We start from the raw sequence: 13,204 nt of genomic DNA, 5'->3' as shown, positions 1-13,204 counted from the left end.
ATTGTAAAAAAAGAAATATAAACTTCTAACAGATCCACACCATGATAGAAATAAAAAAATATTCTGATCAGTCAGTACACTCTGAGCCAAGGAGGGTTATCAGGTACACTTTATTCTGGTGTCATCAAGGAAGCGCTGAAATTCTGATTGATGAAAATATTTTTATCCTGAAAACCAGTCAGGTCGTAACCATTACTTCAGGGCAGTTTCATCAATTAAAATCGGTGGAAGGAGAACTTACTGCATTGGAATTCACCCTGGATTTTTTCTGTAAAAGCGACAGTGATATTGAGCTTATTTTTCACAACGGACTTTTCTGTCATTTCGGAATGAATGAAATGATTACGGTACAGCATCCTGAAATGTTTTCTGAAACATTGAACACCATAGAAAAAGAAATTCAGGAACAACCTTACCAATACCTGATCTCTACACATTCTCTTGTTGAATTGCTGTTGGTGGAAATCAACCGCAGTAAAATAGCCAACGGTGATGAAATCTGGAAACCGGACGCTTTATTCCTAAGGTTCCTTGAAAGTGTAAGAAATCATTTTAAAGATAATTATCAGGTTTCTCAATTTGCTGATATTCTTGGAACCACTGAAACAAAACTGAATGAAGTTTCAAAGCTTCATACCAACAAAACTGCCCAGAATGTGATCTATAGCCTTACCGTTTCCGAAGCCAAGAGACTTTTACTTTATGAAAAGCTTACCGTAAAAGAAATCGCTTATCAGCTTGGTTTCAATGATCCTTTTTATTTTTCAAATTTCTTTAAAAAACATACTTCACGCTCTCCTAAAGATTATCAAAAGGCAGTAAAGGAAATCTGAAAGAAGAAATCAGCAGCCTCTTATTAACTTCCAGCCTCCAACTTCCCTCTTCCCTCTTCCCTCTTAAATATTATATGCTTTTTCCGGAATTGTCTATTCTTTAGATGATGGCTTTCGTTGAACTTTGTACTGTCATTAAGACTTAAAAATTAGAAGTATGAAAACTCAACAGGATGCCGCCATTTTTTTATTAAGAATAACCCTGGCTTTCGGATTTTTATCTGCTGTGGCAAGCAGGCTGAATCTTTGGGGAATCCGATCTTCCGGATGGAAAAATTTCGTCCATTATACCGCTGAAACAAATTCATTTTTACCACAGTCTTGGGCATCTTCTATTGCCGTATTATCTACTGTTGCTGAATTGTCAATGGGAGTTCTGCTTCTTCTGGGATATCAGATAAAAAAAACGGCTTTTTGTGCTTCTGTGCTTACTTTATTATTTGCTGTTGCGATGAGTATTTCTTATGGAATTAAAGAACCTCTGGACTATTCGGTTTTCGTATTCAGTGCCGGAGCTTTTCTTCTGAGTTCCTTTTCCCATTACGAATGGAGTTTAGACCATTTTTAAATCAATAACAATTAAAATTTATATATCATGAACACCAACATCCACGATTACATCGTAAAAACAGAACAGAAAGAATGGCAGCCTTTAATTGAAAAAGGGATTCATTACGGAGGTATTTTTGTGAAATCTTTGAAATTTGATCCTGAAAAAAACCGTTCTACCAGCATTCTTTTAAAGTTTGAACCCGGAGCCAGCTATCCTTATCACAATCATCCTGCAGGTGAGGAATTGTTTATCATGGAAGGTGATGCTACAATTGCGGGAGCCCGGCTTGACAAGGGAGATTATTTGTATACTCCGCCAAATTTTAAACATTCCGTGAAATCTGAGAAAGGCTGCACCATTCTTTTTATAGTGCCTGAGGAAGTGGAAATTCTTTAAACCCATTACAAAAAAACCACAGTAAAAATTTACTGTGGTTTATCATAATTTAAAAAAAAATTGGATTGGAATTATTTTAAAGCTGTTTTATCCGGTGATATGGGTCTGAAATCAATTAACGTTTTTTTCTTTCTTATAAGATCCACCAGAGTCTGCACTGAAAAAGTGATAATAATATAAAAGACAATAAGTACAGATACGTAGCCAATTTCATGCTGTCTGTATCCGAAAATCCCTTTTCCCCATGAGATCAGAATCCATTGGATCATGTACATTGAGGTTAAATTTTTACTGCAGTATCTTAGAACACGCATGAAGGCATTTTCTTTAACATTTGCTGTAATGGTATTGATCAGCCATAAAAAAAACAATGTCCAGCCTGCAAAATAAATAACGCCTCCAGGCCCCATATGATAAAAACCATTGTAATTATAGTCACCATACAGAAAAACCAACGGTGCTCCTATCGCAATGAACAGAAGCCCTACATACAGCATTTTTCTAAATATCTGCTTGATATCGTAGTTTAGCTCCTGAAACCATTTACCGAAAAACATTCCGATGATAATAAAAGCCATCCATGGGAAAACAGGAAAATAGACATACGCCGGATAATCTGTATTGAAAAGAAGATCCAGAACATAATTGATTACAGGAATATCCAGGTTAATTCCGCTCACTTCTCTGGATATCAGTGCAACAAATAAGCCTATAGCCAGCATGGCATATTTATTTTTCACATACTCTCTGATAAACCCTACGAACAGTAAAGACATCCCTGCCAGCTGTAAAATATCCCCCAGCTGTACCAGATATACATACTGCTGTTCTATAGGCGCATGCCATCCGTATTTCTGGATAAAATTATCCGGGGCAAAATTAAAAATCACAGGAATCATAAACTTCATGAAATTCATGAATAGCCCTGCAAATACCAATAAAACACCTCGTTTCAATGCGCTTTTAAGACTTTGATGACTGGAGGTCATGAAAGTGATTCCCATACAGATCAGGAAAATGGAAGTACCTCTTCCGAGAAAAACAATAAAACTGCCGATGGCTGTTTCATATTGTGATTTTACATTGGCATACACCAATAAGGTATGTATAATGATCATTCCGATGACGCTTATACCTTTTATTAAATCCAGAGTGAGGATTCTTTTGTTTTGTTGTTCCATAGTTTTTTAGTGGAAATTGGATTAGATGGATAAAATTGTATTCATTAATTATTATTTAAACAATATTTTTATTTATTCTAAATAAAAATCAAATATACAAATTAAAACCACTCCTCATAATCCATTAATCAATTTTCATAAAATATTAATACTTAAAGATTTATTCCAGCATTAATAGATAATTATGACAAAATTTTACACTTATTAAAACCAATAAATGACTGTGGAATCTGACAAAAATGAAATGATTAATTTTTTACATAAAAAAACTCTCCCGATTGGAAGAGTTGTACTATAACGATTATGATTTAGGCAATTCTGGAGGACGCATTTTGTATTTGTAACTGTTTAGCGTTTTCAAAAATGCTACGATATCAAAAACTTCATCATCGGTAAGATTCAGCTTTTCTACCATTCCTGATTTGTGTGGAAATTTAGGATCATTGATTTGATCTGCTTTTGGGGTTTCTCTGCCCATTCCCGCATTATACATCATCACAATGTTGGCTAATTCAGGGAAAAGTCCGTTGTGCATATAAGGTTTGTTCTCCGAAACTTCTCTCAGTGTAGGCGTTTTAAATTTTCCTACATCTTCATTCTTTTTAGTGACAATATATCTTCCCAGATCTTCATATTTCCTTCCGTAATAGGTCAATCCCAAATTATGGAACTTCTGATCAGAGAAATAAGGAGTGTTGTGACAATTGATACAATTCGCTTTTGTTCGGAATAAATGAAGACCATTGATTTCAGAATCTGTTAAAGCATCTTTTTTCCCAGAAACGAATTTATCAAACTTTGATGGCGGACTGATCAGAGATCGTTCAAATGTAGCCACAGCTTTTGCAATTCTCTCTTCTGTCACTTCTCCATTCCCGAAAGCTTTTATAAAGAAAGGTTTGTAGTCCTTAATTTTTTTGATATTTTTTGTCGCCATTGACATATGGAGATTCATCTCTACCGGATTTTCGATAGGCGCTTTCACCTGCTCTTCCAAAGTGGCTGAACGACCGTCCCAGAAGAATGTTTTGGCATATCCTATATTTACCAGTGTGGGTGCATTTCTGGTTCCCGTCTGCCTGTCATGACCAAAAGAAACTCTGCTTCCGTCTGACCATCCTATTTCGGGATTGTGGCAGTTGGCACAGGAAATTTGTCCGCTTTTGGATAATCTGGGATCAAAGAATAACATTTTTCCCAGTTCCATTTTATCTTCGGAATAGGGATTATCTTCAGGAAAATTCATTGCAGATAAAGGTCCGATATCCTGAAAACCTTCTTTAGCTTCATCAAATAAATGAGGAGTCGGCCATTTGCTCTGGTCTCCGCTGCTGTACAATGTACGAAGTTCCTCCACAGTATATCCCGTAGGGTTGTTATTAGAGGTATAACTTAGTAAAGATATTATTCCGGCCATTGCCAGAAAAGCAATATATCTGTCTTTCATTATTTTTAATAATACACATTCAATCCTACCAAGGCAACATGATTAGCTCTGCCATTGTAGTCAACCTGATTTTTATAAGTACTGTTCATCAGCCAGGTCTGAGAAAAACTTCCAAACAGCTCATATCTTATTTTGCTTTGATCAAAAATATAACTTGCGTTAAAATTAAGGCCAATTTTAGGTGTTGCATCGTATGCAAAGTCCGGCTGAGCTATTTTAGTTGCAAAGATATTCTCTTTTGTACTCTGATAAGGTTGATAATTAAATTCTTTTTGCAAAGGTACGTAAAGATTCTGCGAAAGACCGATTGCCAGTTTATGAGAGGGCTGTAAAGCAAACTCTTTTTCTGCTCCTAGACGATAATTGAAGAAAGCCAGTTTCCTATCCATTACCACAGATAAATCTCTTACACGATTTTTTCCATAAGCTGCATCGAAAAGAATTTTAAAAGCTTCATTTTTATGATTAAACCAAACTACACTATTCTGCCAGAAAAGATTTTTCTGTTCCAGGCGGTATGTTCTGTACTCCAAAGGATAGTTATAATTCGTATCCAGCTGATCCTGATAAGTCATCATAGAAGCCCATTTTTTTCCGTTATAATTTCCTAAAAAATTAAGGTAGAAACTGTGAAGATCAGTTTTCAGTCCGGAATATTTTGTATAGTCTTTCTGCCAGTTATTTCCGGCATCCTGATATTCAAAAACTCTGTAGAAGCGTTCAATCAGGTTTTTATAATCATATCCTGCCGAAAAATGGGTATCAGCACTGTTGAAAGCATATTCTCCTCCCCAGATATAACCTCCCATTTTATATTCGGAAGTTTTATAATCTGTATTTCCGATATACTGATTACCATAACCTTCATTATAACGGATATAAATGCTGTCATTTGCAGGAACATTTCCTTTGATATTCACAAACATGATATTGTTAGCCTTGTAATGATGTACATAGCTCAATTTCCCGAAAATAGCATGCTGCTTCCATTTCAATCCTAATTTTGCAAACGCTTTGTATTTATAATCATCTACTTTGGGTCTTGGATCTGCATTTTGACGGTAGGATTTGGCATACATACCTTCTCCTCCCAATTGAAGAATCACTGGCTTTACAGGATTATAGGCAAACTGCCCATTGATAAAATAGCTTTGTTTCTGCCATCTTGCTGTACGGGGAACCCAATAATAAGAAGGATTGTAGATAAAAGAAGAATTGGCAGTTCTTTCATCACTCAGAATATAAGGAACATCTTCTTCAGTTGTTTTATCTGCTTTAAGTCTTCCTGATAATACAATTTTATCATTGAGTTTATAAACACCTTCAGACAGGAAACTAAAGCTTCCTGTTTCTCCCGCAGTCTGTACTCTTTTAAAATTTTGTTTTGTGGAAGAATACTGAAAAGTTGTCCGTGAAAAATCCAAAGGTTGAAAAAATGCAATATAAGGATCATTTATCCTGATATTCTTTTCTACAGAACTGATGTTAATGCTATCTAATTGAGTAGCCTGAGCATGGAAGAGCTGACTGCCTAATGCTGTCAAGCCCAACATACTGTATTGAAAAATTTTAATCGTCTTATTTTTATTATTGTGCATATCCTCGAGGGTTTGCTTTAATCGTTACAAAATCATTGGCAGAATTATTCGTATCCTGCAATACCACACGTCCATTGATAATTTCCTTTGTTTTACGGATTACAGAAAATCCGGTAAAAGTTCCTTCTGCCTGTCCTAATGAGTTGACAATGAAAGTTCTTGAAGCATCTATATCTGCCGGAAAATCTTTTGGAGCTTTTTGTTCTTTGTCTGTAATATCTATTCCGTCTATGATAAATTTCTTAGGAATTTGTAAAAACAGAGTTCCGGTAGGAGCTTTAGGAGCTGCTACTTTTTGCCAGCTTGCGATCTCAGCATCTGTTGCTCTTAGAATTCCCAGTCCCAGCATTGAATTTACATTCAGAATTAAGTCATTAGAGGCAATACTCCAAAAATTGATTAACATATCCGGCACCATAATATTTTGGATATCCCACGCAAAAGGTTTCTTGCCAATACTGGTATTATAATCTCCCATATAAGTTTCAAAATCTGCATGACTCAGATCTACCGTTTTATCCGGTTCCTGTATTGCTACACCTACACCGTTTATATCATTAAAAGGCATTTTATGGTTAATAGCAGTTTGAGCAATAACAATACTTTTCCCTGGTAAAATAGGATATTGGCTGCCGTTTCCTGGTATCTTAATGAATATATTGGAATACACATAGTCTGTATTGGCTGCAGCTCCGCCACCAGCTGTTTTGCTCCAGTCATACTGTCCGTTTGATAAGGTAAAGCTGGTCACATTATTATTCGTATTCCCTTCCATAAATGCCAGATATAACCCATCAGCATAAATTGTCTGGTCAGAGTTATTGTGAACTTCAATAAACTGGTCTCTCAAATTGGCTCCTAATTTTGTATCAGAACCTGCATAATAATATTGTTTGATAACAAGATCTCCAATATTTCCACTGGTAATTCTAATCAATTTTGAAGAAGTATTGGTATTAATGGTTACCTTTTCATCAAAACCTCCAAAGTGTACAATTTCATAGCTGGTTTCTTCTCCAATCTGTTGCTCATATTCACTTTGTTTCAATTGTAATTCAGCCTGAACACTATAGTTTCCTGGTAGAACCGCATTTAATTTCAGATCACCATTAGCATCTGTTTTTCCAATAATCTGATCATTTGTTATTCCATTTTTAAGAATAACAGTTACGTTCGCAACTCCTTTATCTGCAACGGAAGGATACTTTGAAGCATCATATTTAATATTGATGGTAAACGGAACAGGTTTAATCTCATTATTTGATCCAAAATCATCATCTCTGTTGCACCCTATTAGTGCAAGAGTGGGAATTATAAGTAATAGTATTAATCGTTTCATTATGTTCATGTTTATTTTTAGTATTATTAAAATCTGTATGAAATATTCCCTCCAAACGAAGTAGATGTAAAGTTTCCGTATACAGCCCCTCTTTCATCATATGCTTTTAAATTGAAAACATTACTTACATAGATTGATAGTCTGAAACCACTTAAGAAATCTTTTGTAACCCTTAAATGAACATTGTGCAAGGTTTTATTATATAATCCTGAAAGCTTTTCATCTGAAGGCTTTAGGAAAAGTCCCTGGTATTTAGGATTTGTACGGTCATTTTCAGGAATCATCTGTGATTCTCCGTCATGCTTTATAAATCCAATCGGATAAATATCATTAGCACCATTCAATGTTCTGTCAGAAAGGAAATGATCTGTTCTAAGACCAATGATTAATCCGGATGAAGCTAAGTGATAGTCAAAACTGAAACTTGCTCTGGCCATAGATCTCTTATTCTTAGAGTCGTTATAAATCCCATATTCGTAGTCTTTGTCCTTTATGACAGGAGCACTGATTTTGTAAAGACCTTCGTCTTTCTCCCCGGAAGTTTCTACATAACTGGCATTGAAACCAATAACTAGATTTAAGGCTTCTATTTTTTTGAAACTTGCCATTAGTTCCAATCCTTTATCTACTGATGAATATCCGTTGACAATTCTATTTTGGAGATAATTGAACTTTTCCGTTCCTACGATTTCGAAAGTAGGCACTTCTGTTCCTACAATATTGACATTCACTTTGGCTTTGTCCATAATTTTATGAACACTTTCTGTGGTAAAGCCATCAAATAATCTGTTGTAATAAGCAGTAAGGTTAACGGTTGCAAAAGGAAATCTGTAATCCACTCCTATTTCCGTTTTCCAGCTTCGTGAAGGTTTCAGATTAGCATTATCACCGGGAGTCACTACTGTCTGCATGATAGCTGCTGAATAATATCCTGGTAAACGATAATCTCCTAAAAGGAAGTCAAAATACCTTGGTGCGGTATAAATCTGATTCAGTGAAGGAGCTTTGGAAGTAAGTCCCAAACCACCTCTTACAGAAAATCTCCCCATCTGATAGGAAGTATTCACCCTCGGTGAATAGGTAGAGTATGAATTCTGCAAATCATAACGAAGTCCCAGGTTGGTTCTTAAGATATGTTTATTAGCAAAAGATTTTGTAATATTATCCTGAATATAAAATGCATACTGCTTGTTGGCAAACACATTATCGCGGTAATTAAAATCCCTCATTCCATTGGAGCCCTGCCCTGAGGCATTAATCGTTGTGAGCTGTCCTGCTGTTCCATAACGTCCTTTTCCAAAGTTGTTTCCATATCTGAAATTGACTCCTACACTGTACATGTGTACCCATTTGGATGCTGTTATTTTACTACCATTCACACTTAAGTCAGTGAAAATATTAAGAGGCTTACCATCAGAAAAGGCTTGATTTTCATAACTTGGCGGTGTATAAGGAGCATAGTAAACCCCATCTGAGCTTGAGTTTCCATAAGGACGCGCACCCTGGTTTAGCCAGAATCTTCTCTCTGTAAGCTGTGTTGAATAGCTGATCCCTAAATCTACACTTATCGTTCTGAAAAATGGTTTACTTCCGTTTTGATTAAAATTATAACTGATATTATTTCCTAATGAAAAACTCTTATTATTCACATTCACAATGACTCCGTCAAGATCATCCGGATCTCTTTTTCCTTTACTGGTATTGGTAGAAAACCCTGCTGAAAGTTTATTGCTGAATCCGTTTTTACTTTTTGATGACCATAGGAAATTAACATTTGTTCTATCATATCCCACCAGGCTGGTTCTTGGGTCCGAAAGAGAATTCATGTAGTCTATGGAAACATTAAGTGCGTTATTGTTTTTAAGCTTAAAACCTTTGTTAAGACCTACCTGATAAGTTCCTTCTCTGAGAGAGGCATCCAAACGAAGAGGTGATGCTTTGGCAATGGTGGTTACTTTAATTAGCCCAGACGTTAAATCTCCGTATTTAGCATCCGGAACTCCCTGTATTACTTCAATACTTTCGATATTCTCTGTTGGGATTTCTCTTAAATCAACTCCATAATTAGGCTGACCTGGTGTTAGATTTCCACCACGACCTGAAAACGTAAAATCAATTGCAAAAGGACTGCTGTTTGCAGAATCATAGCTTTGCATATTTTCGTTATTGGACAGGGCAATATCATTAACCATCAACTGTACTCCGAATGCTCTGTTTCCAAAGTCATCTCCTCCCGGAATATTACCAGAACTGGTTACTGAAGGACCACTAGCCGTTCTGAACACAATATTTTTAAACTGGGTATTGTCAAACTGCTGTACGTATTGACCCGGTAATTGCTGCAACACATCTCCTAGAGAGAAAGACTGAAGATTCTGAAGAGCTTCCTGTTGAATAGCAATTTCAGAAAACTGTTTTTTTCTTGCGGTAAGCTGTACTCCTTCGATTCTGATTTCTGATTTTGTGACCTCTTTTACTTTATCTGGAAGGATTTTTAAATTCAAGACTTCACCTTCTTTTAAGATGATTGTTTCTTCTTTATTCTTATCATTAAGAAAAGTCAGCTCACATTTTCCTGTAAAAGACATTTTAAAGTTTTCGGGAAATATCCGTGTACACTTTCCAGTTGCATCATTGTTGATAATAGCTCCTTTCTTAACTTCTCCATTATGATAAAATTCTACTTTTTGTGCAGACAAGAATCCGCCTGCTGTCAGAAAAACAGCACCTGCTAATAACGATAATTTCACCCTTAAAATATTTAGATCACAAAATTAATTATAATTATTCTAAATAAAAAGTAAGTTTCTGGAATTATTTAAGTTATTTTAGCTTAAAATAATATTATATATATAATTCACTACATAAAGAATGAAAACAAAAAAAGCATTAAAAACTAATACTAGATTTTAATGCTTTTTTTATTGGAGTATCTATGCTTTTTTATTTAAAAAAGGCTTTATTTTTTTTTATTAACATTTTGCCCCGTGTATGGTTCAACAACACTGGTTGGACTATTCTCAGACCAACATTTTAAATATTCTTGCGATGCTACCGAATTTGTATGATAAACCATAGGACCTTTATAAAGACCTGCTTGTGGATCTGCAGGTATCCAAAAATATAAGTCATCATTGAGTATATTCTCTTCTATAAAATCACTCCCAACAAATCTTGGATCATATATTGAAAGATCACTTCTATCACAAGACCATATTTCAAGATAGCTCCCAATATATCGTTCACAATCAATATACCATCCACCAGGTGAAAGTTTTGATTTTGGATTTTTAATTGAAATTTTATTTCCTATAAATAGTATCCCTTTATCATTATATGTATAAATATCTCCCACTTTAAGTGTGTCGTAAATTTTTATTTCAGTGCCTTTTTTAACTTGCACCATAAATTTTTTATTAATATTTATTGCAGAGATAATTGGGGTGTTACTTTCTTTTCTATCTACAGAATCTATTTCCGAACTACATCCATAAATGATCAATGAAGAAATTAACAAAAGGCTTAATAATAGTGTAATCTTTTTCATGGTATTATTTTACATTAAGTCACAAATATAGGAAAAAAACTATAGATTTATTTATTCTAACTAAAAATAAATTTCAAAATTATTGTAACTTAAAATTAAAGAACATCCACATACAATTTCCCACATAAAGAATAAAATAACAATGTGAATTACCACAAATAATGACTTTCAGGATACATTTATAAACATTAAGCTCTATCTTTTCACCTTAAAATATGTTATCAAAAAACAGCAAATAAAAACCACTTTCTCTGGTTTGAAAGTGGTTTTTATTTAATTTGAATAAAGAATATTAATAAAAAAACGACTCCTATTACTGGAGTCGTTTCTTTTTTATTCTTCAGAAAAATTATTTTTTTAAATCTGCTTTTACATCTTTATAACCATCTGAAACTGCATCTGCGCCCTTTACAGCAACATTCTTCACACTTTTCGCACCTTTTGTAGCCGTTTTTCCAACCCATTTTGTGCTGTTTTTAACACCTGTTTTTGTAGCACTTGCCCCTTTTCGAGTTTTATCTCCAACCCATTCTGCACCATCTTTCACTCCTTTTCCTGTTGCTTTTGCTCCTCTTTGAATGGCATTACCTACATTTTTTGCTTCCTGTTTTACAGTTTCCTGAGCATTAATAGCTATTGCAAATAATCCAAAAGCTAATAAGGTGAATAATTTCTTTTTCATATTGTCATTTTTTTTTAATTAACTTGGTGAATATAGCACAAAACAAGCCAAATATTTATCCCGCTTATTCGTGCCCTTACTGTACCATATAAAATTTTCAGCTTGAAAAAGACTTCGATTAAAATCATCAACATAAATACAACTCAAATATTGAATTTGGTAATTGTAAAAGGATTAAAAATAAAAAAAAGATTATCCATTAAAGATTCTGATGACAATCTCCCGCAACAAACAGGCAAGATTTTCTTTATTAATTTTTTCTTGGAAAATGCCTTCAGCAATCGTTTTATAAATTAATATTAACTGTAAATCCTAAGCTTACGCCGATCTCCTGTTTACTGTCATGTCTTTATTTTGATTTACCAATTAAAAGCTTTGAATTTGTTGACTTATTTATAAATATCAAATAATCAAAAGAGTTAGCAACATTGGTTTTTGTGAATTCACTTTTATCTGTACCAGACCCTGTTTTGCGAAATAGAATATCATCCAATATCCAATGGCCAAGTTTGTTGCCATCTTTTCTGATGGCTTTCAGATCCAGAATAAAAATTGGAATGTTGAGTGAGTTGAGCTTATATTCTAATGTTTTTGGACCGGCTTTTTCTGAATTATAGGTACCAAGCTTCCCATCAATACTTGCAGAATAAGTACCTTCATAAAAGGCAAATCCAAAATTCACAAAATCCTGACCATACATTTCATTGATCCAATACCCCATTCTGTCTGAATTTAATTTTGCGATGTGATAATTATGAGCAGAGACCATTACTTTAGAATTCAAATGGTTTTCCTTTAGCCATTTAACATTCTCCGCCATGAATTTGTCTCTCCTGGTAAAACTTTGTTGGATATATTGTCTAATAATATCTACATTTTGCAGGAAGCGCAATTTTTCATCTGGACCTTTTATTGATGTACTTTTTTCTTTTATTAAAACAAGATACTCCGATAAAATTTTCTGACTTTTTTTAGAATACGTTCTGAAGCCTCTGTTATTTTCTTTTAAAGCTGTTTCCAGATCATTTATCTCTTGCTCAGGCAACTGATTTTCCTGATATGTTTTTCTTATTTGATCTATCGCTCCTGTAGCATACTGCATATCAAAACCATCAAAAAAAACTTTTGAATCATGATTTTCATTGTATTTTTTTAACCACTCAACAAAATTTAAAGTTTCTTCGGTTTGCCACAGCCAAAAATACATTCCTTTTAAAATATCTTTTGGATTTCCTTTTTCTTCCTGAATATATTGATTCATTAAAAAGCTTTCAGGCATATTGGCTTCGAGCGAAAAGACATTGAAATTTTTCTGAGTGATCAAAAATTCACTCATTCTATATTTCATTTGATATATTTCACTCGAACCATGAGTAGATTCTCCTAATCCAACTATTTTAGAATTTCCAATGAGCTTATTTAAGATGAGCAAATCACTATTATCTTTTTCGTCAGGATTAAAAGTTTTTATTGGATATATAAACTTTGAAATATATTCTTTCTCTTCAGAATTTAAATCATTTTTTGATTGTGCACTGATGGTTACAAAAAACAGAACCAAAATAAAGGATAATTTCAAATTCATTTACTACTTATAATTAGATTACAATTTTACAAAAAAAATATTA

Annotated in this window: 11 protein-coding genes; 3 read left to right on the top strand and 8 right to left on the bottom strand. The window is 34.1% G+C overall.

All coding sequences use genetic code 11. The features are described 5' to 3' along the window. Positions 1 to 41 precede the first annotated feature (41 nt). The 3 genes from ACM6F9_RS04645 (at position 42) to ACM6F9_RS04635 (ending at position 1,782) form a co-directional block, all read left to right on the top strand. Entirely contained in the window at positions 42 to 833 is a 792-nt protein-coding gene (locus tag ACM6F9_RS04645; protein WP_414844616.1) for a helix-turn-helix domain-containing protein, read from the top strand. A gap of 157 nt (positions 834 to 990) precedes the next feature. Beyond that, a complete protein-coding gene (locus ACM6F9_RS04640; RefSeq protein WP_414844615.1) occupies positions 991 to 1,401 on the top strand; it encodes a DoxX family membrane protein in 411 nt (136 codons plus the stop codon). A 27-nt stretch (positions 1,402 to 1,428) separates the two neighbouring features. Then, positions 1,429 to 1,782 (top strand): cupin domain-containing protein, encoded by a 354-nt coding sequence (locus tag ACM6F9_RS04635; RefSeq protein ID WP_414844614.1) that lies wholly within the window; start codon positions 1,429 to 1,431, stop codon positions 1,780 to 1,782. A 71-nt stretch (positions 1,783 to 1,853) separates the two neighbouring features. On the opposite strand, the gene ACM6F9_RS04630 is transcribed toward ACM6F9_RS04635, so the two are convergent. From ACM6F9_RS04630 to ACM6F9_RS04595, 8 genes are all read right to left on the bottom strand, one after another. After that, a complete protein-coding gene (locus ACM6F9_RS04630; RefSeq protein WP_414844613.1) occupies positions 1,854 to 2,963 on the bottom strand; it encodes a heparan-alpha-glucosaminide N-acetyltransferase domain-containing protein in 1,110 nt (369 codons plus the stop codon). A gap of 301 nt (positions 2,964 to 3,264) precedes the next feature. Next, positions 3,265 to 4,410, bottom strand: coding sequence for a cytochrome-c peroxidase (locus tag ACM6F9_RS04625; RefSeq protein WP_414844612.1), 1,146 nt, complete (start codon positions 4,408 to 4,410; stop codon positions 3,265 to 3,267). Positions 4,411 to 4,415: 5 nt separating this feature from the next. Next, positions 4,416 to 6,008: a DUF6850 family outer membrane beta-barrel protein gene (locus ACM6F9_RS04620; RefSeq protein ID WP_414844611.1), complete on the bottom strand. Its 1,593-nt coding sequence runs from the start codon at positions 6,006 to 6,008 to the stop codon at positions 4,416 to 4,418. Continuing rightward, entirely contained in the window at positions 5,998 to 7,347 is a 1,350-nt protein-coding gene (locus tag ACM6F9_RS04615) for a DUF4876 domain-containing protein (protein ID WP_414844610.1), read from the bottom strand. Before ACM6F9_RS04615 ends, ACM6F9_RS04620 begins: the two co-directional genes overlap by 11 nt. Positions 7,348 to 7,373: 26 nt before the next feature. After that, positions 7,374 to 10,097 (bottom strand): TonB-dependent receptor plug domain-containing protein, encoded by a 2,724-nt coding sequence (locus ACM6F9_RS04610; RefSeq protein WP_414844609.1) that lies wholly within the window; start codon positions 10,095 to 10,097, stop codon positions 7,374 to 7,376. Positions 10,098 to 10,306: 209 nt separating this feature from the next. Continuing rightward, positions 10,307 to 10,894: a hypothetical protein gene (locus tag ACM6F9_RS04605; RefSeq protein ID WP_414844608.1), complete on the bottom strand. Its 588-nt coding sequence runs from the start codon at positions 10,892 to 10,894 to the stop codon at positions 10,307 to 10,309. 349 nt (positions 10,895 to 11,243) lie between these two features. Then, a complete protein-coding gene (locus ACM6F9_RS04600; protein ID WP_414844607.1) occupies positions 11,244 to 11,576 on the bottom strand; it encodes a hypothetical protein in 333 nt (110 codons plus the stop codon). Between the two features lie 349 nt (positions 11,577 to 11,925). Continuing rightward, positions 11,926 to 13,161, bottom strand: coding sequence for an erythromycin esterase family protein (locus ACM6F9_RS04595; protein ID WP_414844606.1), 1,236 nt, complete (start codon positions 13,159 to 13,161; stop codon positions 11,926 to 11,928). Positions 13,162 to 13,204: the final 43 nt, after the last annotated feature.

This window comes from Chryseobacterium sp. IT-36CA2 (genome assembly GCF_949767875.1).
Classification (GTDB): domain Bacteria; phylum Bacteroidota; class Bacteroidia; order Flavobacteriales; family Weeksellaceae; genus Chryseobacterium.
Note: the sequence above shows the minus strand (reverse complement) of the source record. Positions and strands in the feature narration are given on the sequence as shown.